Annotated in this window: 19 protein-coding genes and 3 pseudogenes; 17 read left to right on the top strand and 5 right to left on the bottom strand. The window is 60.7% G+C overall.

The features are described from left to right. Window positions 1-29 precede the first annotated feature (29 nt). A complete protein-coding gene (locus tag BUA38_RS08795) occupies window positions 30-830 on the top strand; it encodes a response regulator (RefSeq protein ID WP_072817582.1) in 801 nt (266 codons plus the stop codon). 75 nt (window positions 831-905) lie between these two features. Here BUA38_RS08795 and BUA38_RS08790 read toward each other — a convergent pair whose 3' ends face one another. Continuing rightward, on the bottom strand, window positions 906-1850 hold the full coding sequence (locus BUA38_RS08790; protein WP_072817581.1) for a hypothetical protein: 945 nt from the start codon (window positions 1848-1850) through the stop codon (window positions 906-908). Window positions 1851-2339: 489 nt separating this feature from the next. Between BUA38_RS08790 and BUA38_RS36610 the strand changes: the two are divergent. Further along, a pseudogene (locus tag BUA38_RS36610) lies at window positions 2340-3353 on the top strand (tyrosine-type recombinase/integrase); the annotation flags it as partial. Window positions 3354-3369: 16 nt separating this feature from the next. Here BUA38_RS36610 and BUA38_RS37980 read toward each other — a convergent pair. After that, window positions 3370-3672 (bottom strand): annotated as a pseudogene (locus BUA38_RS37980) (MobA/MobL family protein); the annotation flags it as partial. A gap of 171 nt (window positions 3673-3843) precedes the next feature. Here BUA38_RS37980 and BUA38_RS08765 point away from each other — a divergent pair. The 5 genes and pseudogenes from BUA38_RS08765 to BUA38_RS08750 all read left to right on the top strand — a co-directional run. Next, window positions 3844-4170, top strand: a complete 327-nt coding sequence (locus BUA38_RS08765; RefSeq protein ID WP_072817579.1) for a conjugal transfer protein TraD — start codon at window positions 3844-3846, stop codon at window positions 4168-4170. Between the two features lies 1 nt (window position 4171). Then, window positions 4172-4468 carry a conjugal transfer protein TraD gene (locus tag BUA38_RS08760; RefSeq protein WP_072817578.1) on the top strand — a complete coding sequence of 99 codons (297 nt, stop codon included), beginning with the start codon at window positions 4172-4174 and terminating at the stop codon, window positions 4466-4468. 784 nt (window positions 4469-5252) lie between these two features. Continuing rightward, window positions 5253-5501, top strand: coding sequence for a hypothetical protein (locus BUA38_RS36605; protein WP_156898456.1), 249 nt, complete (start codon window positions 5253-5255; stop codon window positions 5499-5501). A gap of 201 nt (window positions 5502-5702) precedes the next feature. Continuing rightward, on the top strand, window positions 5703-6416 hold the full coding sequence (locus BUA38_RS08755) for an IS110 family transposase (RefSeq protein ID WP_072817577.1): 714 nt from the start codon (window positions 5703-5705) through the stop codon (window positions 6414-6416). Further along, a pseudogene (locus tag BUA38_RS08750) lies at window positions 6388-7290 on the top strand (IS110 family transposase); the annotation flags it as partial. The gene BUA38_RS08755 and the pseudogene BUA38_RS08750, both read left to right, overlap by 29 nt. Window positions 7291-7725: 435 nt before the next feature. On the opposite strand, the gene BUA38_RS08740 reads toward BUA38_RS08750, so the two are convergent. The 3 genes from BUA38_RS08740 to BUA38_RS08730 all read right to left on the bottom strand — a co-directional run bounded on the left by BUA38_RS08740 (window position 7726) and on the right by BUA38_RS08730 (window position 12340). Continuing rightward, window positions 7726-9672, bottom strand: a complete 1947-nt coding sequence (locus tag BUA38_RS08740) for a carboxylesterase/lipase family protein (RefSeq protein ID WP_083587516.1) — start codon at window positions 9670-9672, stop codon at window positions 7726-7728. A 724-nt stretch (window positions 9673-10396) separates the two neighbouring features. Further along, window positions 10397-10804: a hypothetical protein gene (locus tag BUA38_RS36595; RefSeq protein ID WP_156898454.1), complete on the bottom strand. Its 408-nt coding sequence runs from the start codon at window positions 10802-10804 to the stop codon at window positions 10397-10399. A 222-nt stretch (window positions 10805-11026) separates the two neighbouring features. Then, on the bottom strand, window positions 11027-12340 hold the full coding sequence (locus BUA38_RS08730; RefSeq protein ID WP_156898453.1) for an MBL fold metallo-hydrolase: 1314 nt from the start codon (window positions 12338-12340) through the stop codon (window positions 11027-11029). Between the two features lie 869 nt (window positions 12341-13209). Between BUA38_RS08730 and gspD the strand changes: the two genes are divergently transcribed. From gspD to BUA38_RS08680, 10 genes are all read left to right on the top strand, one after another. Further along, window positions 13210-15609 carry a type II secretion system secretin GspD gene (gene gspD, locus BUA38_RS08725; protein WP_244553217.1) on the top strand — a complete coding sequence of 800 codons (2400 nt, stop codon included), beginning with the start codon at window positions 13210-13212 and terminating at the stop codon, window positions 15607-15609. Continuing rightward, a complete protein-coding gene (locus BUA38_RS08720; RefSeq protein WP_083587515.1) occupies window positions 15590-16069 on the top strand; it encodes a tetratricopeptide repeat protein in 480 nt (159 codons plus the stop codon). Before gspD ends, BUA38_RS08720 begins: the two co-directional genes overlap by 20 nt. Before the next feature lie 235 nt (window positions 16070-16304). After that, on the top strand, window positions 16305-18005 hold the full coding sequence (locus BUA38_RS08715) for a GspE/PulE family protein (RefSeq protein ID WP_072817570.1): 1701 nt from the start codon (window positions 16305-16307) through the stop codon (window positions 18003-18005). Between the two features lie 11 nt (window positions 18006-18016). Continuing rightward, window positions 18017-19231, top strand: a complete 1215-nt coding sequence (locus tag BUA38_RS08710) for a type II secretion system F family protein (RefSeq protein WP_072825957.1) — start codon at window positions 18017-18019, stop codon at window positions 19229-19231. 19 nt (window positions 19232-19250) lie between these two features. Continuing rightward, window positions 19251-19742 carry a type II secretion system major pseudopilin GspG gene (gspG, locus tag BUA38_RS08705; RefSeq protein WP_083587514.1) on the top strand — a complete coding sequence of 164 codons (492 nt, stop codon included), beginning with the start codon at window positions 19251-19253 and terminating at the stop codon, window positions 19740-19742. Next, a complete protein-coding gene (locus BUA38_RS08700) occupies window positions 19726-20202 on the top strand; it encodes a prepilin-type N-terminal cleavage/methylation domain-containing protein (RefSeq protein WP_072817569.1) in 477 nt (158 codons plus the stop codon). The genes gspG and BUA38_RS08700 overlap by 17 nt, the downstream gene beginning before the upstream one ends. Before the next feature lie 31 nt (window positions 20203-20233). Then, window positions 20234-20587 carry a general secretion pathway protein GspI gene (locus BUA38_RS08695; protein ID WP_072825956.1) on the top strand — a complete coding sequence of 118 codons (354 nt, stop codon included), beginning with the start codon at window positions 20234-20236 and terminating at the stop codon, window positions 20585-20587. Further along, complete coding sequence (locus BUA38_RS08690) at window positions 20584-21315, top strand: PulJ/GspJ family protein (RefSeq protein ID WP_072817568.1); 732 nt, start codon at window positions 20584-20586, stop codon at window positions 21313-21315. The genes BUA38_RS08695 and BUA38_RS08690 overlap by 4 nt, the downstream gene beginning before the upstream one ends. Next, the gene (locus BUA38_RS08685) at window positions 21312-22292 is read left to right on the top strand and encodes a general secretion pathway protein GspK (protein WP_072817567.1); all 981 of its coding nucleotides are present in this window, start codon (window positions 21312-21314) and stop codon (window positions 22290-22292) included. The genes BUA38_RS08690 and BUA38_RS08685 overlap by 4 nt, the downstream gene beginning before the upstream one ends. A gap of 50 nt (window positions 22293-22342) precedes the next feature. Continuing rightward, a complete protein-coding gene (locus tag BUA38_RS08680; protein WP_244553216.1) occupies window positions 22343-23368 on the top strand; it encodes a PilN domain-containing protein in 1026 nt (341 codons plus the stop codon). The last annotated feature ends 19 nt before the right edge of the window (window positions 23369-23387 follow it).

The following is a 23387-nucleotide window of genomic DNA, read 5'->3' as shown; positions in this document are numbered from 1 at the left end:
CTTGGCCCAGATAAAGAGATGGAGTGGGGATGTCCCGATCACAGCTCGTTGCCGAACACCTGCCGTTGTTGCGCCGCTACGCCCGCGCGTTGACCGGAAATCAGTCCTCAGGCGACGCTTATGTTGGAGCCATGCTCGAGGCGCTGCTTCAGGATCCGTCCCTGCTCGACGAAGGCCACGGCCCTCGCGCCGGTCTCTATCGCCTGTTTACCCAGATCTGGAATTCGGTTGCGATCAATGACGATCCCGATGTGACGACCTTGCCGATGCCGCCGGAGAGGCGCCTGTCGAACATCACGCCGCTGCCGCGTCAGGCGTTCCTGCTTCTCTCGCTGGAAGGTTTTTCGGAAGAAGAAGTCGCCTTCGTTCTCGGCGTCGACGTGGCGGAAGCCCGCAAGCTCGCCGATATGGCTGGACGCGAAATGGCGGCCGAAATCGCCACCGACGTCCTGATTATCGAAGACGAGACCTTCATCGCGATGGACCTCGAGAGCCTGGTCAAGAATCTCGGCCATCACGTGATCGGTGTCGCGCGCACCCATACCGACGCGGTGGCGCTCGCGAAGAACAAGCGGCCGGGTCTCATCCTCGCCGACATCCAGCTCGCCGATGGCTCATCGGGTCTCGACGCCGTCAATGAATTGCTGCGGACCTTCGAGGTGCCGGTGGTGTTCATCACCGCCTACCCGGAGCGCTTCCTGACCGGCGAGCGTCCGGAGCCGGCGTTCCTGATTTCAAAACCGTTCCAGCCGGCGATGGTGTCGGCGGTCGCGAGCCAGGCGCTGTTCTTCCAGCGAAACTCGCGGAACCGTTCGCCGAAAGTAGCCTAACAATAATAACGTCCAAGGAGCACAAAACGGACGCGCCAAAAGCGCGTCCGTTTTTTTGTGGTCCGCCGATCGAAGTCAGTGATGGGATTTCAGTGCGGAGTGGCGCCCGACCAGGAGCAGGATTCCGCCGATTTGCGGCAGCAATGCCAGCAAGACCAGCCGCAACATCGCGAAGTCTTCCATCGTCGGCCGTAGCAGGCCGTGGGACAGCCACGTCACCAGCTTGATCGCAGCGTCGCTTTGCGCGTCCGCGCTCTGCCCGACAGAAGCAACCGCGGAATCGAGCAGCTGGCGCCGCTCGACGACGGCCGCCTCGCGTTCCCGGCAGAATTTCCCGACACCGCTCTTGCACTCGCGGTCGCGCGCGGCCATGGCGTCGTTGAGGGCGGCCTGAGCGCCTGCGATCGCCGGAGTCACACGGGAGGCGCGCGCGATCGTCACGTCGCTGATGTTGGTGGACGCAAAGCCGATGCCGGCCGTGACCGCAAACACGAAGGTCATCAGCCAGACCGCCCAGCCGACCAAGGCCGTCGCGCGGTGCCTGCTTTGCCACAGGCCCGCGGCGCAGGACGGCATCACGAGGGCGACGAGGTCAGCGGCAACGCCGACGGCCAGGAAAAGCCACCCCGCGATATCGCTTGATCCCAAAGATCGGGCAAACCAGCCGTTAATGGTGATACCGACCGCAGCCAAAGCAAGCGCTGCAATCGACAACAGAACCGAAGCCAGGTGTCTGCGTGCGGGAGCGACGGTCTCTCGATTCCGATGAGACGTGACAGCCGGCGGCGGCGTGACGGGTGGTTCCGGATCGACGTCGTTTGCCGGCAAAAACTCCGGCGGGATCAGGAACTCCGAGGGCAACACCGACGCCGAAGACGGGTATTCCATCTCCTCGGCTGCGGCCTTCGTCTTCCTTTTGCGCTGGCGTTTGGTTCCACTGCGCGCCGTTGCCTTTCTCTCCCGCTTTTTCAGCGGGACGTGATGAAGGGGAATTACAGATGCAAAGGTGTCGTCCGCCATGGAACCGCTCCTGCCGGTCGCAAGGGATACGCGCGGGAAGGCCCAGCCATGCCGGCGCGCTGACACTTAGAGAGCAGGAGCTGTGCGTCGTCTAGGAACGGGGTGCAACACTCGCCAACTGATTGCGGCGATGCTTCTTTTTGCGGGGTTTTCGTGCGTCCGGTGACGGAAAAGGCGGTGGAAAAACGCGCGACCAGCCGTCCTTTCGCGCGCCTTCAACCTGCTCGAATCGTGACCGGGTTCCGCACCGCGCGCCAATGATCCGGATAATCGTTTGCCGACAAGTGGATAGAAACAAATCGGGGCGCGGCTGGCATCACCACGACGGCGGTGCAATTTCGTGCCCGTTCGCTCTCACCCGTGGGTGAGCTTCTAACTATCTGTTGATTCGGCTATAATTCCTCTTTCGAAGGCCTACCAAAATTCACGGAACTCCGCCGGCATCCGCAGCGAACCGTGTTCAAAGGTGGGGCGGATGGTGGGGCGGGGATGGCCAAGAGACAGTTGCACAAGCTTTCTGCGCGCGAGGCGGAAACCATCGCGGAGCCCGGTCGCCATAGTGACGGCGGAGGGCTTTATCTCGTGATCGAGACCGGTGCACATACGCGACGACAATGGATTTTTTTGTACCGTGTGCGTGGCACGAGCAAGCGCAGAGAGCTTGGCCTCGGACCAGCAAAGGGAAAAGCCAAGGATGGTCTATCGCTTGCCGATGCGCGGCTGAAGGCGGCTGATGCGCGCAAGAAACTCGCGGATGGCAAAGACCCCGCGGCAGAGCGACGGGCGGAAAAGGCGGCCAGCGTGACTTTCGGAGAATTCGCAGATGCGTTGCTGAAATCCATTAAGTCGGGCTTCAAGGGCAAAAAGACCCACAGAGATTGGAAGCGCGACCTCGAGGTGCGGTGCAAGCCCATCCGTTCAAAAGCTCTCCAAGAAATCAGCGCGACTGACGTATTGAATATCTTGTTGCCGATGTGGCTCACGATCAATCGCACGGCGCGCGAGACACGAAGCCGGATTGAACGAGTGTTTATGGCGGCGAGAGCCAAAGGACTGCATTCCGGTGAAAATCCCGCGATGTGGCGTGGTAACCTAAAAGAACTACTGCCGAAGGCCAGGCGGACGAAACGTCATCACGCGGCTGCGCCATACAAGCATGTGCCGGATATCGTCCGGGCTCTTCAAGAACGACACAAAACGGCTAACACCGACGTGAATCTTGCGGCCGAATTTATTGTTCTTACGGCAGTGCGGACCGGCGAAGCCCGCTTTATGCGCGTGCGCGAGGTGGACTTCGAGGAGAAGCTGTGGACCGTTCCGGCGGAACGAATGAAGACGGAAGACGATCCAGAAGGGTCGTGTTTCGAAGTGCCACTCTCTGAGCGTGCCGTTGCGATCCTGGAGGCTGTAGTTCCGAACGGCGCCCCACCGGATGCTTATGTTTTCGCAGGCCAGTGGTCGGGAAACGGGGAGAAGCCGCTTGGCATGAATGCCGTGCTCCACGCGCTCAAGGCGGTCTACCCTGCGCTTCACTCATCTCCCGCGGGATGGCAAATTCGACCTCGCGGGCGAGCTGGGCATCTTTCCGGATTTCGAACGCCTCGACATCGTTCCAGAGCCGCTCGCGGTCGCTCCATGCTTGCCGCGCGTTCTCCGGCAGCATCACCTCGGAATGGACGACGCCGCGCTTTCCGGAAAAATCGTGGCTGCGGTCAAGCCGCTCGTCGCGAAGCCGTGAGCCTGAGCGATAGGCCGCTGATGCCACTGCGCTTGCGCCAGACTTGCGGCCAATGACCTTGACGTGAAGATGATAGATCGCCATCGCGATCGGATCATTGACACAGCGAAGCGCACGTCGGCACGACGTATAAGCGCGCCCTCCCTCGAAAAAATCTCGGGAGGGACTACCGCGTCCCAGGCCGTCCTGACGACCTTACAGCATTGTGCCGGGTGCTCGACTATCATTTCTCCATCAACACTGACGGAGACGACGATGCGGAAGCCACGGGACTTTGATGCTGAACTGAAGGCACTTGGGGACAAGGCGCGTAACCTCAAGAGCCGTAAAGTACAGCAGCTTGGCGAACTCGTCATCGCCACGGGAGCCGATACATTCACCGCCGACGAATTGGCAGGAGCCCTTGTCGTGCTGGCCGAGACAAAAGAAGCCGGAAAGAGGGAGGCATGGGCCAGGCGCGGGGCCGCGTTTTTTCAAGGACGGTCGCGGCGAAATGCACCGGCAGCTGAGCGCAACACGGAAGGCGCTGCGCCGCAACCGAGTGGCGCGCAACCAACATCAAGCCGCAAGGGCACGACATGACATGCGCACTTGGCAGGTCGAGCGCCGCAAGCGCACGCGGCACCTGATCGAACTGGGCGGCCTCGTCGTCAAGGCTCGTGTCGTGGACCTGACCAGCGACGATCGCGGTATCATCCTCGGCGCGCTGCTCTGGATGGCAGACAAGCTCCAAAGCGATCAGGGCGAACGGGCGCGAGCGCTTTGGGCCGCAAAGGGGAAGCAAGCGTTTGAGGCGGACCCGGCGACGCACATACGCAGCCTTGTCTTAATCGCCCGCTGCCAATCAGCGTCAACGTTCCTGCCGCAACGGACAAGTTGACCACAGTATGGGAAATTATTGTGTAGCGAAAACTTCAGCGCCGCGGATTAGCCCACCGACCGTTTGCAAATGATGACGCGACGCGGTATCCGGGTCTGCTTGCGTTACTGAGGCCGTGTCACTCTGGACCCGCAGAATCGAAGTTGCGCCGAACGTCTGAGGGCGCCAAGCGTGTTGACGCCACACACCTTCCAGGGCACTTGATCGCCCGCATAGCTTAGTCCGACGAGAGCAGGTCCGTGACTGGAAGCGAGATTTTCGCGGAGGTGGAACAGCGCAGGTCTGACCGTGCCCGCAAGCCGCCGAAGGTGTGTTCCAATCGAATAGTGCTGAACCTTATGATTACGCGAAACGATGACGGCCGGCGTGACGTACGGAGAATTCGCAAACACATTGCTGTAATCCACTAAGTCCGGCTTCAAGGGCAAAAATACCTACATAGATTGGAAGCGGGATCTCTAGGTGCGGCGCAAGCCCATCCGCTCAGACCGTCCAAGAGATAAGCACCACCGACGAATTGAATATCTTGTTGCCGATGTGGCTCACGATCAATCGCACGGCGCGCGAGACGCGAAGCCGAATTAAACGGGTGTTCATGGCCGCGCGAACCAAAGTCATCACGCGGCAGCGCCATACAAGCAGAGCGAGGAGCTTGAGGTCACGACAACCGAGATCAGTAACCGCATATCCCTGCTGAAGGACACTCTGCGGACCCTAAAGAGGCAAGAGAGAGGTGAGTTCCCAGCTATCGCAATGCCCGGATTTAGGACCCGACCTCGCCCGCATGACGGACATCGGCGAATTGCAACAGTGGCAATATCTTTGCTTCGACGGTGGCGACAACGTGCGGCTTTGCCGCGAACGTCTTGCACTACTTGAAAGTTGGTACTTGCGGGTGGGACGGAGCGGTGACTTCAATGCGGCTGTAATGAATTCCGCTCGGATTATCGCAGCAACGTGCGAAACGATCCAGGCGCAGAGTTCTTCGCCATACTTTGTATCCGGCACGCCGGTAGCCAAGCATCGGGCGTGACTCTCCAGCCTATTCGTCATCTCGGTCGATGTCGGCATTGGCGATCTGCCGCTCGTAAGGTCGGATATTATTTCGTTGTAGTTCTCGTTGGCATTGTTACGGCAGCTTCGGCTTATGATGCTGTGGACGGCGCCCACTCTGCGGCATCGGAGTGCCATAGGGTGGTTGCGTTGAAGCAAACCACATTGAGGGGAGCCGTCCATGGGCGAGGTTAGCACGATTGGTCTCGATATTGCGAAGTCGGTCTTCCAGGTGCACGGGGTGGATGTTGCGGGCGCGGTTGTAATCCGCAAGCGCGTCAGTCGCGCAAGGGTGTTGGAGTACTTTAGCGATCTGCCGCCATGCCTGGTTGGGATCGAGGCGTGTCCATCAGCGCATCATTGGGGCCGCGAACTTCAGGCGCTTGGTCACACGGTTAGGCTGATCCCGCCGAGCTACGTGAAGGCTTACCTCAAACGCAGTAAGAACGATGCGAATGATGCGGCTGCGATCTGCGAGGCGGTCACGCGGCCATCGATGCGGTTCGTCCCGATAAAGACGAAGGAACAGCAGACCGCCTTGATGCTGCACCGGACCCGACAATTGCTAGTGCGCCAGCGCACGATGTTGAGCAATGCCCTACGCGGGCACTTGGCCGAACTTGGTATCGTGTCGGCCAAAGGCCGCAATGGAACGGCTGATTTGCTCAGCATCATCAAGGATGGCTCGGATAGCCGGCTGTCACCGGCCGTGCGTGGCATCCTCGATGTGCTGGCGCGGCAGTATGGTGCCATCGGAGTCGAGATCGCATCCATCGACAGGAGCATCATGGCGCTGCATCGCGGGTGTGAGGCGAGCCGGCGGCTTGCGGAGATCCCCGGTGTCGGCCCGATCGGCGCCACCGCACTGGTTGCCGAGATGGCTCATAGCGCATGACATAGAGGTGCACGTCGTCCAGCCTTCGAGTGTACCGGTGGACCGGCGCATGCGTCGCGCCAAATCGGACGGCATCGATGCGGAGCTGCTGTTGCGCACTTTGCTTGCCTGGCTTCGCGGTGAGCCCCGCGTCTGTTCGATGGTGCCAATCCCAGACGAAGCCGATGAGGATGCGCGGCGGTGTGTCCGGGAGCGGAGTGAGCTGGTCTCCGAGCGCGTCGGCCTCGTGAATCGGATCGGCGCCATTCTGGCGACACTGGGCGCGGACGATTACAATCCCCTTCTTCAAAGCCGTCGCCGCCGGCTGACTGAGCTGCGGACCGGCCTTGGCAATCCGATACCGCCAAATGCATTGGCCAAGATCGCGCGTTTGCTTACGAGGCTGGAACTCGTGCTTGTGCAGATTGCGGAGTTAGAACTTGAACGTGATGCCGTCGCTAAAACTGACGCTCCGGACCAGGCCGGAAAAATGATCCAGCAACTCATCCGCCTGCGCGGCATCGGTGTGCAGAGCGCAACCGTGCTGGTGCGAGAAGCATTTGTTCGACGCTTCGCTAATGGCAAGGCGCTCGGGTCATACGCCGGCCTCACCTCGACCCCGTATAACAGCGGGGGCATCGATCGTGAGCGGGGCATCGGGAAAGCGGGCAACCGTCGGCTCAGAACAGTGATGGTCGAATTGGCCTGGCTTTGGCAACGCTACCAACCGGGCGCCACGCAGGTGGTCTGGTTCCGTGAGCGCGTCGGTTCGACTGGCCGCCGCGTTCGCAAGGTCATGGTGGTCGCGCTCGCGCGTAAACTCCTGGTTGCCTTATGGCGGTTCGTCATCGACGGTGTGATGCTTGAGGGTGCGGTCATGAAGCCCTCCATCTAACCGTCGCCGAAACCGGGCAGCGCTGCAACGGCACAGCGGTCCGGTGATCCGAGGGAACGTCGCCGTTGTCCGGCGTGGCGCTTCGGCGCCGTCTTCACAGAGTGGTGCCGTTCCTTCGAAGCTCTCCCGTCCCGAATGTGGGACAGTGGTCGGGATTACCATCCCGCCGGATGTGAGGTTAGCAGGGAAGCCCTGCAGCAAGAGAGCTCACCTCGGATCGCCGTCGGCAGAAAACCGTTGACAGAGGAATCATCATGTGAGGCCGGATACGTGACCGCACCCGACCAATGCTGCAAAACGTCAGAAAGTTCTTGCCAGGGCGCCGTCCACACGTGTCCCAAGTCAACGTCGGAGCACTCGCTAAAAAAAGCCCCGCCGTGAGGCGAGGCTCTTGCAACCGACTGCTTTGTTTGTCGATCCCGATTGGAGTCTGGATCATGGTTGCTGCGGCTCATTGCCGTTGTTGAAGGTGAGCAGCGGCTGCCAGGTCGCGCAGAAATGCTCGCTCGTGAAGGTGTCGAAAGGATGCGGCCCTCGCGGCGTGAGCAGCCCTGGCGGTGTGAGCGACTGGATTTTCTGGTTGCCCTCATTGAAGTGCGTCCAGTGCGGCAGCTGGTCACGCGTCGGTTTGAAGCTGACAAAGATTTCATTACCTCTGCTGTTCGGATCGCCGGTCTTCACGAAATTGGCCCAGTAGGTCTTCATGTCGGTCGCCAGCGCGGCTTGCGCGGAGGTGAAGTTTGAGCCGAAGTTGAAGAGGTACTGGAGTTCGGCTGCGTGCTGCGAAGCTGTCGTGAAGCCCGATCTGTTCGTCCCCGGTCCCGGCACGCCGGGCGTGCTCGGGGCGTTTGGATCGTTGAACTCGTAAGCAAAGACAGGAACGTGCTTAGACAGGTCGCTGTTTGAATCGAGACCGTTACAGGCGAACACGAAGTCGGTGAAGATCTGCGAGAGCGCCTCGTCGACGTCGCCGCCCAAAAAGTTGTTGCTGAGACCGGGAATCGTCCCGGTCGTCTGCGGAACGGAGTTGTGGAAGTTGGCGATCGGATATTCGCCCGCCGCGGCAATCGAAGCTGCGACGACCGCCTGGGTGAAGGGCGCGGTCGGACCGTTGTTGGACGGTGTCGCCGTCACGAGAGTCTGCATAAAGAAGCCGATCTCTTGTGCGTAGGTGCAGTGCGCAGGCTGGCCGGTGACTGGCGGCGTCGCACACAAACCGTTCGGGACCTGAAGACCGAAGCTCGCCGGGCCACCGGCGGCGACAATGTTCGCAGTGCTGACGCCTGGGAAGACGAGCGCAGCGGGGAAGAAGCCCGGCTCGAACAGCCGGCCTTCATTGGCGTTGGTGCCCTGGAGCACCGGCACCTGGTTGAACTGGCCGGTCGAGAAGGCCGTGTGGAGGTCGCGCGGCAAGATTTTCGTGCCGAAATTGGGCGCGATGCCGAAGCCGCCGAACACGCCTTCATTCGCGAAAACTTGCGCGGCGGTCAGTCCCTGGAGGCAGGCGAGCGTCGCGGTGCCCCCGCAGTCTTTCTGAGCGAACGAGTTGCTCAGGGTCTGGTAAGTCGCGAGCGATGGCAGGTCATGATACATGTACGCGCCGCTCTCGATGATCGCGCCGCGGAACAAGGGCCGGCCGGTCAGGCTCCGGACAGTGTTGGTGGAGGCAAGCTGCGACGAGACGCTGAGACCGCCGGCTGACTCACCGCCGATCGTCACCGCATCCGCATCACCGCCGAAAGCCGCAATGTTGTGCTGGACCCAGGCCAGCGCGAATTGCTGGTCCATAAGACCATAGTTGCCGGCGTCGCCCACGTTCTGGAAGGCGTTGGGCTGCGCCGCCGCCAGCACGCTGGCTGCGAGAAAACCGAGGCTGCCGAGGCGATAGTTGATCGTGACGACGATGATGTCGTTGTCGGCCACCATCACCGACGGGTCGTAGTCAGAGCCGGCGCCGCTGACGAGCGCGCCACCGTGAATCCATACGAACACGGGCAGTCTGGAATGCTTGTTGGCATTGGACGGCGTATAGACATTCAGGAACAGGCAATCTTCGGAATCGGTTGCGCGCCCTTGCGTGCAGGAGTGGCCGGGAATTGCCGCGACCATCGATCCCTGGCCTGGATTGGGCGCCTGAGGAGGCTGCCAACGCAACGTACCCAGCGGCGCCTGGCCGTAGCGAATACCGAGGAATGCGTTGACTCCAGTCGCCGGATCTCCCGGCAATTCCTGGAAGTTCATCAGGCCCTGATAGGTGCCGGTCGTCGTGACGATAGGAGCCGTCAACGTGACCGCCTTCGACGCTGCCGTGCTAGCCAAGACCCAAGCGACACTCATCGCGCCGATGACGCCAAGCCGGAAATGCCGCGACTGCTCTCTCATAGGCTTCTCCCCTTTTTCGTAAGGGCCGGTATTACCGGCCCGTTCCCGGCGATCTCTTGTGGCGCCGGTGATCCATTGCCAACGTTGCCGCCGGCAACGCGAGGATGATGGCGATCAACGCTGCATGCAAGCGAAACCGTGGGAATCTTGACGCTGGGAATTCCTCGTCGCGGAATGACAGCGAAACTGTTCGTGCGCCAATCGTGATTGCTCGCGATGCGCTCAACTCAGTCAGCAGGCTCTCGCGGCGCGACAAACGCTGGACAGGTTTTCGTCGCTTGTTCGTCGCTGATGCCTTAACATAGCGGTGTTCAGACAAGTGGGGGCCATCATGAAACGCGTTATTGCCGGCATGGCATTGGTAATGAACACCGCAGGATTTAGTTCGGCCGAAGCCGTTTGCCTCTATGCCGACCGGCAGTACTCGGAAGGAGCGACGCTCTGCATCTCGCCTACGGCGACTCAGACCTGCACGAGCTCGGCAAGCTGGACCAAACTTGAGCTCCCACAAACGCAACCCAATGCCTGCGAGAGAGCCTTTCAGACGCCGAACTCGGTCACGCTCATGGTCTCGCCGGACAGGCGTCGTGACAATGAGGTTTCGGTTAGATCGCCGTAGCGGGTGCCGACGAAGCTTCCAGACGTTGATCTGGATGAGAGCCTTGCTACGGGCGGAAGCGCATCAACTCACCGGACCCGGCACACAAAATCGATCACCCGCGCGTCAATGGAGTTGGGTTCCGCGACAAGGTGGCGAAGAGGCTCTGAATATTTCGTCGAGAGCAGGTTTTTTTCCGCCCCTGAGCGTCGGCGCCTCCGGCGGCCGCCATCGTACGTGTAATGCATGCGGGCACGCTTGAGGGGGCGTAAAGCGTGGATCGCCGATGCCGCTCGCCTCATTAAAATGACCTTGCGAGTTGCCATCCTGATGATCCTGACGATCATCTGCGGATGCCATTGATGCGAGGCTCAGTGAGGTGGCGACCACTTCCAAAAACGCGATTGCAGCGCGATAATGAATTATTTCTTCTCCAACTCTTTTCTTGAATGCTGCTTGCTTGTTTGAAGACAGGTAGTCAATCAAATCCAGGTAGCTCGATGTGGCACATCGTTCTTCGCGCCAAAGCTCCATCTCCTCCTTCCACCTCACATTCGTTCGGCACGCGTTTGACTGTCGCGCGAAAAATAGGCCGATCTGTCACGTGAATGCTGGCGAAAGCGCAAACCGCCGCAATCGCTTGCCCTTTTTTGAATACGGCAGTGCGGAAGCCGCATCCGAGTTCGGCAACCGAAGGACCGCGAGGTAGACAGGCTAGTGGCGATGACGCCGCTGGCCTGTCCAGTTTCTACGAGATCAGAAGTGCGGGTCGTTTGGATGGTCGAGATCGAAAGAGATCGGCCGCAAGTAGTCGTTGGGATCGACGAGCCAGAGAAGCTGCGGCTGTGAAGCCGGTGGCACGCCAGCCGCGGTCATGGCTTGTGCGTAGCCTACCTTCCACTCCAGCGAAGAGCCTTCGACGGCGACCGCCGTGACGTGGTTCGGAATGAAGAAGCGTGGCCGCACGTGCTGAAGATAGCTGACGATATCCCGCTCGCCATTCTGACTGAAGCCAAGGCTAACCACCGAGCCGATTTCGACGTGCACTGGGCCGAGGCCGTCCATGATTGAGGCGAGATTGGCGCCGACCGACTTGCCGTTCACCGTCACGCCAGGGAAGCAGCCGTTGGCCGCTTGGCCCGGCTCGAAAGGCAGACCGGTCGTAGGATTGTTGTTGGGAAGCGCGCAACTGTCGATGATGTCGCCCGTAGTGTTGTGCCAGACGAAGGTGAACGGGTCGCGTCCGTTCTCGGTACCCTTTACCGTGAACACGTAGAACAGCGAGATGGGACCACCGGCACCGGCGCGGCTGGTTGCGATGTTCATCACGGTCGATAGTGGCGTGCCGGCAGGGAATAACTGCGGGTCGCGCGGGTCCTGCAGATTGCAGGGGAACGTGTTCCCTTTTGAGACCGTCGGCACGCACACGCCATTGACGGTCGCCGCAACCGGCGCCGCGTGCTCATCGGTCACGCCGGTGTTGGTCGAATGCAGATGCTTGAAGACCTTGATGCTGACCTGCGGGTCAAGATCGTTGATCGACACGATCTGCGCGCCTGGCAGCGAGCCGCGTCCGGTAAGCGGCCTGCAGGTCACCGTCTTCACGTTCGCAAAGTGATTGTTGAAGTTGTTCGTCGCGTCGATTGCCATGTTATCGCAGGTTTCCGGGCTGGCGAAGATCACCGCGCCGGTTTGCTGGGCGATATAGGCCGCGTTGTCGGCATGGTCGAAATGGCCGTGCCCGATAAAGAGATAATCCGGATCCAGATCGACAAGGTCCTGGATCACGAACGGCGTGCGGCCGGGCGTTACTTCCAGGCGAGTCACGAAGGTGTCGAGCAAGAGTACGTGGCCCTTCACCGCCGCTGCAAAAGTGGCGTTGGTCAGCCAGGAAAAAATTACTCGGTCGTCGCGGACCTCTCCGCTTTTGGGATCGACGTTGTCGAGACCGAATATCTTTTGCCGTGCGGCGACAGTCGCGGCGGAAGTATGAGATTTAGCCAATACCGGTTCGCTCAACGAACAGAGCAGCAGGCTCGCGGCGGCTATCGTGAAGCCTAGTCCTCTCATAGGTGTTTCCCCTTCTTGTAAGAGTTTTACCGTAACTTGTACGATCGAACGTCGTCGTGAGTTCGCAAGTTTGTTCGCTCATCGGGAATGGTAAGCGAGAGAACCGCCGGCATCGGGCTAGCCGCACGAACAAGTTTGGCTCGGGCTGCTAAACGACTGGACGTCGCTTCCTCCCCTTATTTTTCTTAGCTAGAGGTCGCCCTATACGCTTCAGGCTGCAAGGAGACCACACCGGTACGGATACGCCTTGATGCGAGCCGCGATCAATGTCGCAAAATATGTATCAGAATGAAAAATGCGGCGTGTAACTTGACGGCCCTCAATCGAGCAGCAAATGGGCTGCAAGTTGCAGTGCGGGATAGGGCGGCAGCTGGCCGGATGATGCATCAAACTGGGTGGTATGACGCTTCGAAGCCTATATCGCCCGATTCCAAAGCGGGTAGGGTGCTCGTGACTTCAGCGAGCGGCTCAATGCAGGTTCCGCCATCGATATTGTTCGCGTCGAGGACACGGATCGGCAGTCGCGAAGCCGACTCAGAATTAAAACATGTAGGAGATTATCTTGCTCCTTTGGCTTTTGACGGATAATGATGTGTGTGTCCCTGCACTTGGACGCGGTCTGGCGTCTCTGGGACTTCGGGGTTGAAGCGTCGGAGGGGAAGGCCGTGCTCACGTTGAACGAGCGGCGGAAAGCGGTTCACCATCACTAGGTCTTTGTAAGCGTTGCGAATGGCGTTCCTCGCCGGAAAGGCGCAGTTGAAGATACAATCGTCGGCAGCAAGCAAATGTGTGACATTTTTTGCCGTGAGTAGCCGATCCGTATCGCGCGCTCGTGCTGGCTTGCTGCGCTGCATCCTGGGTGGCGCCGAATGATGCGAGCCCGAAATCAGGGCAGCCGTTGGATAGCTCTTCGCAGTGCTAGCGCGCTCGTTTTGACTTGTTGTGCCTCCTGCTTCCTGTCGTCGTGTAACTTTCAGACGGTTGGTAATAGCCCGTCTGCTCCGACCGACATCGACGTTATGGACAAGGTGAAGTCGATGGACATCCTGCCGCGTTCTCCAACGCAGACCGGCAGCACCACGACTTCAAGCGGTCCGCGGGCCCAGCCGGCCGAATTCCAGGGCACCGAAATAACGGACAGTGGTGCGCCGCGCGCGCAACCGGCCGCGGCTGGCGCAGGCGGAAGTGGCTTCGACCTCAATTTCGAGAACGCGCCGGTTGCGACCGTGGCCAAGGTGGTGCTCGGGGATATCCTTCAAACGGGCTACACGATCGACCCGCGCGTGCAAGGTACGGTGAGCCTGGTCTCGGTGCGGCCGGTGCCGAAGTCAGACATCGTATTCGTCCTGGAAAATGCCCTTCGGATCAGTGGCGTAGTTCTGGTCCGTGACACCTCGGGTTATCGTCTTACTCCCGTCGGCGATGCGGTTGGCGGCGGCCACGTCGATTCCCAACCGTCAAACCCGGAGCCTGGATACGGCGTCTCGGTAGTTCCGCTACAGTACGTGTCAGCGCAGACGCTGCTCAAACTGATGGACAGCTTCGCCACCAAGCCCGGCGTGGTGCGCGCCGACACCACACGGAATTTGTTGTTGATTCAAGGTACTGGACCGGAGCGTCGAACCGCCGTCGAATCCGCGCTGAGCTTCGATGTCGACTGGATGCGCGGACAATCGATCGGTATCTATCCGATCAGCAACAGCGGCCCCGAACCGATCATCACCGAACTCGAGAAGATCGTTGACACCGGCGAAAACGGCCTGAACCAGAACATGGTCAAGTTGCACCCGGTTGCCCGGCTGAACGCCGTGATGGTCGTGACGAAGCGACCTCAGTTGCTGCGGACCGTCGAGACCTGGATCAGGCGGCTCGACCGTGCCGATAGCACGAGGACAAGCGTTCATGTCTACAAGGTCAAATATGGCGATGCGAAGCAGATTGCCCGCGTGCTGACCGACATGTTCGGCGGCGGATCATCCGGCGGCCTGCTCGATAGTCCCGACAATCAGGTGGCGCCAGGATCAGGCACGGCGAGCGTCAGTGATCGCCTTTCGTTCAACACCAACAACAACAGCAGCAGCAGCAACACGACAACCACCAGCACCACCAGTTCCTCATCGCAAGGAGGTGGCAGCTTCGGCTCGCGCAACAATTCGGGTTTTGGCTCGGGCTTCGGCGGCGCTGGTGGCGGCGGAAATCTCGGCCAGCTCGACAAGGGAAGCGGCGCGGGCTCCGGCGGACCGCCGCTTTTGCAGAACGTCAGGATCACGCCTGACGTCGTCAACAACTCGCTGCTGATCTATGCCGACCAAACCAATTACAGGATCATTGAATCCGCGTTGCGCCAGGTAGACCAGCCGCAGCTACAGGTCTCCATCGATGCCACGATTGCTGAAGTCGATCTAACCGACGAATTGCAGTACGGGGTTCAGTTTTTCCTGACCAGCCACGCGTTGGGACTTCGGCCCGACCAGGGGTCGCTCCTCAACACTGCGGCGACAGCAGCACCACAAACTGCCGCGCAGCAAGCCGCGGCCTCGGCGGCGGCTGCTACGACCGCGACCACTACCGCGGCCGCAGCGGGAACGGCCGTCAATGCCTTCATCAATCGGGCGTTTCCCGGGTTCAACTTCCTTGTCGGTCAGGAAGCCCAGCCCGCCATGATCCTCTCCGCCCTGCACACGGTCACCGGCGTGAAGGTCTTGTCGAGCCCGTCGCTGGTAGTCGTCAACAACCAGTCGGCAACGCTTCAGGTCGGCAATCAGGTTCCGATCTCGACGGGCAGCGCGACGGTGCTGACGGCCAACAACACCGTCGTCAATACCGTCGATTATCGCAATACCGGCGTCATTCTGCACGTTTCGCCGCGCGTCAGTGCCAACGGTAATGTGCGGCTTGAGATCGAGCAGGAAATCAGCAGCGTCGTGCCGTCAACCAGCGCGTCGGCCAACCTGACTCCGACCATCTCGGAACGAAAGGTCAAGAGCTCGATTTCGGTTGCCAACGGGCAAACCGTGTTGCTGGCCGGCCTGATCCAGGACCAGAAGAACGAGAACAAGAGTGGCATTCCGGTGCTGGACCAAATACCGGGAATTGGAAATGCCTTCTCGGGTCAGGACAACACGAAGTCACGCACCGAATTGATCATCTTTATCCGCCCGCAGATTATCCGCGACGCCGTGGACGCGCACACCGTCGCCGAAGAACTTCGCTCCAAGCTGCGCGGTACGGTCAGTGCGAGCAGCCCTTATGCTCAACACCTTCAATAAGGCACTCGCGGTATTTGCGCTCGGGCTTGCCTGCGCCGCCAGCGCAAGCAGTCTTGCGGAAGAGAACCGCTATCCTGGACCAGTGGTTCAGCCGATGGTGGTGACGCAGGGCAGCGCCCATGCGATTGGCAGGCTGGGCTTCCGTTATGAAACCGGACTTGGCGTGCCGCAGAATTACATCGCCGCAGCTGACCTCTACCGGCGAGCGGCGGAGCTAGGCGATCCTTTCGCGCAGAGCAGGCTCGGTCTCAGCTACGACAGGGGCCATGGCGTACCGAAGGATATCATTCTTTCCTACAAATGGCTCGATCTGGCGGCCGCGCGGGCGCCTCGGCGCGAGCATGATTTTTATCAGCGGCTTCGCGATGCGGTCGCCTCGAAGATGTCGTTTGAACAGGTGACGGAAGGCCAGCGGTTGGCTCTGATATGGGCCGCGAATTGGGCCGCAGAGCGGCGCTGACATAACTCCGCCGGTTGTGCCGATTTGGTCCGTATCGAGCGCTCAGGTCGATCGGGTGGCAGATGAAGACAACGCATCAACTATGGAACTTTGGCCGTGAGCGCTGCTAGCTCATTTACATCCGAAGCTTTCGCTTTCGCATCGCCGCATGAGCTTTGCTTGCATCGTAGGCCCAATTTCCTAATATCGATAGTGAACTCTTTAACCAATCCAAGACGTTTGACCTGAGGCGCCTATGAGCGGCCGGCAGTCATTGCAGTTCTTCGAACACCTTCGACAGACAGGTCGTTTGGCCGCTGTCAAAGCGGGTGACGCGGGTTATTTGGTTCAAGATCCGGAAGGAGCTTCGCCGGGCTCGGCTTCGCAAAAGCGGTTATGGGAAGTTATTGATCTGCCGGCCAGTGATTTGGCAGACGAAGCGGCGAGCTTTTTCGAGCACGAACGCGTGACGTTGCAAGAATTGTTACAGGTCGAACCGCTGGCCGAATCCTTCTCGTCTCGGTTTCTGCGCGATACGTTGATGTTTCCGTATCAGACCGCGGACGGCCGCGCCGCCTTGGCGGTCGCCGATCCGACCGATCGCGCTGCGCAACGCGCCGCCGAAATCGTGCTCCGCCGCGATATCATGATTACGGTGGCCTCGGTGGAAGACCTCTCGGTTGTGCTGGATCGCCGTCTTGGCGAAGACAGCGCCGAGCCCGCGGATGCGACCGGTCAGCTTGTGCCGCGGGAAGACGACATCGAGAGCCTGCGCGACCTCGCAAGCGGCGCGCCGGTGGTCCGGGCGGTTAACGATCTCCTGGAAAAGGCGGTCGAGTTGCGCGCCAGTGACATTCATATCGAACCGTTCCAGACCGGACTTGTGGTTCGTATGCGCGTCGACGGCCTGCTGCGACCGGTCACGGCACCCGCCGGCGTGCTGCCGCAGGCGTTGATTTCGCGCATCAAGATCGTCGCCAATCTCAACATCGCCGAACGGCGGCTGCCGCAGGACGGCGCCGCACGATTGCGGATCGGCCGCACCGACATCGATGTCCGTGTCGCGATCATGCCGATGCAGCACGGCGAATCCGCGGTCGTCCGTATTCTGCCAAAGGACCGCAACCTGCTGGTGGTCGACCGGCTCGGTTTTTCGTCCGCGGACGAAGTCAAGCTACGCCGGCTGTTGAAGCTGCCCCACGGCATGATCGTCGTCACTGGGCCGACCGGCAGCGGCAAGACCACGACGCTTGCAACGGTGCTGTCGATCCTGAACGAGCCCGGCCGCAAGATCCTGACCGTCGAAGATCCCGTTGAATATGACATCCCGGGCGTCAACCAGGCGCAAGTGAAGCCCGCGATCGGACTGACGTTCGCGGCGGCGCTGCGTTCGTTCGTGCGTCAGGACCCGGACGTGATCATGGTTGGCGAAATTCGCGATAATGAGACCGCGCATGTTGCGATCCACGCGGCGCTGACCGGGCATCTTGTTCTGACCACGCTGCACACGGAATCGGCGCCTGCGGCCGTGCCGCGGCTGCTCGATCTCGGTGTCGAAGGATATCTGCTGCGTTCGACGCTGCGCGCGGTGGTGGCGCAGCGGCTGGTCCGGCAATTGTGCGAACGCTGCAAGACGCCGAAGGCGCTCGTTGATGCCGATATTGCCGAAGACCCCAGGCTCGGCGAGCTCGGCTTCCGCGCAGGTGAAGTCCTTCAATCGCCCTGCGGCTGCGAGCGCTGCGGCGGCACCGGCTATCGCGGTCGGCTCGGCGTGTTCGAGTTGCTCGAAATGACCGACGAAATCCGCTCGCTGATCGGCGAGAAGACCGACGGTCACAAGATCGACCAGGCGGCGATCCGCGCCGGAATGACGACGATGATCGCGGACGGCATCGCGAAATGCCGCGCCGGTCTGACATCGCCGGCGGAACTGCTTCGTGTCACCACAGCGCGGTGAGGGTGAGGATCGTGCCGAATTTCCGCTACCGGGCCCTGACGCAGAACGGAGAGATCGTGAATGGCACGCTCTCGGCGCCGACGGCTGCCGAAGTCGCTCGCCGTATCGAATATCTGCGCCTGTTGCCGATCGAAACCGTCGAGGACAAGAAGGCATCTGGGGGAGGCGGCGATAATTTCGGTTTCTTCGGCCGGCCAAGTCCGGCGGAGGTGACGACATTCACGCGCGACCTCGCGCTGCTGCTGAAAGCCAGCGCTCGCCTCGACGATGCGCTCGAACTGCTGGCCAATGATGCCGATGTCGGCCGCCTTCGCCCCGTGGTCGCGCGCTTGCGGGCATCTGTGCTTTCGGGCGAAAGCTTTGCGGGTGCGGTCGCCGAACATCCGTCGCTGTTTCCCCCGATGTATGTCGCACTCGTCAAGGTCGGCGAGGTGTCGGGAACGCTCGACCAGGTGCTCGAGATGCTGGGCGCCGAACGCGCGCGCTCCGAGGCGATGCGCCGCAAGGTGACGGACGCGCTGCAATACCCGGTTTTCGTCCTGATCGCCGCGGCTTGCGTCATGCTGTTCTTTATTCTGTTCGTGTTGCCGCAGTTCTCGTCCGTGCTTCAGGACTTCGGCGCCAAGTCCGACACGGCGTTGAGCTTCTTCATCCGTCTGTCGAACTTCCTGCGGGCCAATGCGACGGCCGCGCTGCTCATCACGGCCGGTACCATCATGGGTCTGTGGTGGCTGTTTCGCCGGCCCGGCACCTGGAGCGCACTGGTGTCGCTCGTCGCGAAGACGCCAGGCATCGCCGTCATCTTTCAATTCTATCGCACCAGTCTTTTTTGCCGGAATCTCGCGGTGCTGCTCGGCAGCGGCGTCAATCTCACTTCCACGTTGCGCATTCTGGTCGACATCATGGCCGTAACCGGAAACGTGACGGTGTGGACGGTTGCGGCTGATCGCGTTCGCCACGGCGGCAAGCTTTCGGACGCGTTGCTGGCATCGAGCAACATGCCGCCGATGGCAATCCGCATGCTGCGGCTCGGCGAGGAGACCGGCCAGCTACCGGTGCTTGCCGGCAGGGTTGCCGAATTCTACGAGGCGAAACTACAGCGCAGCCTCGACCGCATCGTCGGCATCGTCGGGCCACTCGCGATCATCACCATCAGCACCGTGGTCGGAGGACTGATCGTATCGGTCATGACCGCACTGCTGTCGGTTACCCAGTTGGTTGGATAAAGCACAAGGATCAGATCACATGCGCAAACACGTTGGCATTTTCTTCACCGCAAACGAAAAGCGCGAGCGCCGGCATGGGTCCGGCCAGGCCGGATTTACCCTGGTCGAAATGCTGGTCGTGATCACCATCATCGGCCTGATCATGGGGCTGATCGGTCCGCGCGTTCTCAACTATCTGAGCGAATCCAAGGTCAAGGCGGCGCGGATTCAGCTGCAGAGCTTCGGAAGCGCGCTCGATCTGTTCTTCCTCGATGCCGGCCGCTATCCATCGTCGTCGGAAGGCCTTGCCGCGCTGATGCAGCGGACGTCGGGCGTCGGCGCCTGGAATGGGCCTTACCTGAAGGGCAACACCCTGCCGAACGACCCCTGGAATCATCCTTACATCTATCGCTCCCCGGGCCAGCACAGCCCCTATGAAATCATTTCCTATGGCGCGGATGGCCAGGAAGGTGGCAGCGGACTGGCCGCCGACATTTCGAGCGAGAACCTCGTCAATGCCAAAAATGAATAGGGCCTCCGAGCGCCAGCGCGGCTTCACGCTCCTGGAAATGGTGTGCGTGCTGGCGCTGATTGCGATGCTGGCGGCTATTCTGCTGCCGTTCGTGCCGCGTCACACCACCCAGTCGCGTTTGCAGGGATACGCCCTGCAAACGGCGGCCCTGTTCAAGGAAGACCGCAACGCGGCGATCCGGCGCGGGACTGGGATCGCTACCCTGGTCGATCCCGGCAGTCGCGTGATCCGGTCGGGCGCCAGCGCGGACATGATCCGCATTCCGGACGATGTTCATTTCGAGGCGGTCTTGCCCCGCACCTGCAATCAACGCGAGGCGCTGTCGACGATCAGCTTCTTTGCCAGCGGCATGTCCTGCGGCGGCGCGGTAGCGCTGACGCGCGCGGATGTCGGCTATGAGGTCCGCGTCAACTGGCTGACCGGAAGGATCGAAATTGTTTCGAAGAACGTCGCCAACTGACGGCAGCACCGCCGGCTTCACGATTCTCGAGGTGTTGATCGCGCTCGCCCTCGTCGCCGTATCGATCGTGGCGATCGGATCGGTGATGTCGACCAATGTGCGCGGGGTGCGCACGATGGAACAGCACGTCACGATGATCCAAGCCGTACGCTCGGTGATGGCAAGCGAAGTCTCTTCGCGCGCCAAGATCGGCTTCGGGACGTGGTCGGGCAGGACCAGCGACCATCAATGGCGGATCGACATTAGTCCGATGGGTAGAGAAGGGGAGGCATCAAACAGGGACGTTGACTGGGTTCCTGCGCTCGTCCGGGTGCAGGTCCGCTCGCCGTCGGGCGCGGTGAAGGATCTCAGGACGGTCCGCTTGGTGCATGGGTCGCAGCAATGACGGTATCGGTGGACAGACGAAAGGGTGAGGGCGGCTTTACCCTGATCGAGAGCCTGGTGGCGCTGGCGCTCACAGGTCTGGTACTGTCGGCGCTCGCCAACATCACCGCGCGCTGGCTGCCGAACTGGAATCGCGGCCTCGATCGCATTCAGCGCAGCGAGATGATCGGCATCACCTTGCAACGGCTTGCCGAGGACCTGGCCGATGCCCTCCCCGTGCCGGCGAGCGCCAGCGATATGGGACCGTTCTTCGCCGGCTCCGAGCGGTCCATCACCTTCGTTCGTGCCGCGCTCGGTCCAAACGCCGGTCCGGAGCTCGACGTCATACAACTTGCTGAAACGACTGATAGAGCGGGCCTCGCCACAGTTCGATCACGAACGCAGTTCCGGCCTGTGCCGCCGGACGCATTGGCTTCCAACCAGTTTCATTTTCGTGAGCCCGTGGTGCTCTTGCGCACGCCTTACCGGTTGACCTTCGCCTATGCGGGCGACGACGACGAGGAATGGCAAAGCAGTTGGCGGGATCCCGGCAAACTGCCGAGTAGAATCAGGTTGACCGTGCAAGATTCTTCGAACGGGCGAGCGATTTCGACCGTCACGTCGATCCACGTCCAGTCTGCCGCGCAAGACGCCGACAACGCCAGCTCACCAATTAACCAAAACGGCACTCCGCAGCCAAATTCGTCTAACCCATCGCAGCAGGCCGCTGGGCAAGGTAACGCACGATGAACGGGCACCTCAGGCAAGCGGCGCGATCGTCCGAAGCTGGCTTCGTCATCGTTGCCGTACTGTGGATTCTGATGGCTTTGGCGGCCCTTGCGATGATCTTTTCGGTTTATCTCGCCAATTCAGCCCGCGCGTTAGGAGCAACCGATATAAGCATCGAACGGGATGCTCTGGTCTCGGCCAGCCTGGAACTGACAGCCTATCGGCTGCTGTTGGTTGATGAAAAAGAACGGCCTTCGCAGGGCTCGTTCAGTTTCCGGATGGACGATGCGGATGCGCTCGTCACCTTTACCTCGGAAGCGGCGCGAGTGGATCTCAATCAAGCGCCAAAGGAAATGCTCGCAGGCCTGTTCCAGGTTCTCGGTTTGGAACAAGCAACAGCTGATGAACTCGCTGACCGCGTGATAGGCTGGCGGACCAAATCCAAGCCGAATGACGCCAACGATGAGTCCGCGCTCTACCTTGCCAGGGGTCTCAACTACGCGCCAAGAAGCGCGCCTTTTGTCCATGTCAACGAGCTGAGCCTGGTGCTGGGTGCGACGCCGACCATCATCGAGCGCATGCTGCCGTTTGTGACCGTGTTCAGCAAGTCCGCCGACATCGACCCCCTGGTTGCGCCGGCGGAAGTGGTTGCCGCGCTGCCCGGCATGACGCCGCAGGCGCTCAACGATTTTCTGAAGCAGCGGTCGTCATTGCCCCGCGATCCGAAGGCAATCGCGGCCGCGCTCGGTCCCGCCAAGGCCGCCACGACCTTGCCGGAGAACAAGACTTATCGGGTTCAAACGATGCTGCGCTTTGACAAGGGCCGCCGCGTCGTCTCCGAAGCCGTGATCTTGCTGGCCGGCGGCGGCAGCAAGACCGACACCACAAAAGGGCAGGCCGCCGCCAAGCAGAACGTCAAAGGCGCTTACAGCACATTGTTCTGGCGTGACGACTACGGGGAGATCGTGGGGCGTCCTCTCAGGAGGTCGAACAGGTGATTTCGGTCCTATCCGAAGCGAAAGGTTTGTTTGATGAGTGGATAGCGACCGTGGCGAGTGCTGTCGATTCCGCCGTCGGCCGGTATGCGCCCGGGCGACATATCGTGCTCGAGGCGGGCAGCGACGGCCTGCTGACCGCAAAGCTGAAGTCGTCGCAAAAGGGTGAGGCGCTTTCAGATCTGTCTTTTCGAATTTCGGGCGGCCGACCAAACCCGCCGCTGCCCTCGAATTGGCAGTCGGCATTTCGCGGCAGCCATGTTGAAATGGAACTGGCGCCGGATCAGGTGATGTTCCGGCCTCTCGACTTTCCCAAGCAGGCGGCCGATTTTCTAGACGCCATGATCCATACGCAGATCGACCGTCTGACGCCGTGGTCGGCGGATGCTGCCGTATTCGGCTGGAGCACGCCATCAGCGAATCCTCACGGACGAATCGAACTCACGCTGGCCGCGGCATCGAGGCAAGAGGTTGAGCCACTTATTCAGTTGGCAACTGCCCTCAATGCTCAATCACTCGCGGTCTTTGCCGCGCCTCCCGCGGGGAACGAGCTGGCTGGAAGGATTAAGGTGCTCGATCAATCGCTGTGGAGCGGGTCTGGACGTATGATGGATACGTCGCGTGTGCTGCGAACTGTGCTGTTGTCTGCAGCGCTTTCGGCTGCGATTTCGCTGGTGGCAGCCTTATATTTCGGCGACAGCCTCGATTCTGAACAGCAGGCGTTGATGCAACGGATTTCGCAGCGCCGTGCCGCGCTCCGCCTCGGTCCCGATGGCGGTTCGGCGTTCGGCCTGCTCGCCAAACGCAAACAAACCAGCCCCTCTACCGTCGTCGTGCTGGAAGCACTGTCAAAGGCCTTGCCCGACGGCACCTTTGTCACCGAACTTCGGATCGATGGCGACAAGGTTCAGGTGGTCGGCATGACGCAGGATGCGCCGTCGTTGATCCGTCTGATCGAGAAGTCGCCGCAATTCGAGCGCGCGACATTCTTTGCGCCAACCACGCGCGCGCAGAACGCGTCGGGTGAGCAATTCCACATCGAAGCCCGTATCACGCCGTCCTTTGGATCGAAGACATGAATTTTGCGGCTGCCTTAAG

This window comes from Bradyrhizobium erythrophlei, assembly GCF_900142985.1.
In the GTDB taxonomy this organism is placed as follows: domain Bacteria; phylum Pseudomonadota; class Alphaproteobacteria; order Rhizobiales; family Xanthobacteraceae; genus Bradyrhizobium; species Bradyrhizobium erythrophlei_B.
Note: the sequence above shows the minus strand (reverse complement) of the source record. Positions and strands in the feature narration are given on the sequence as shown.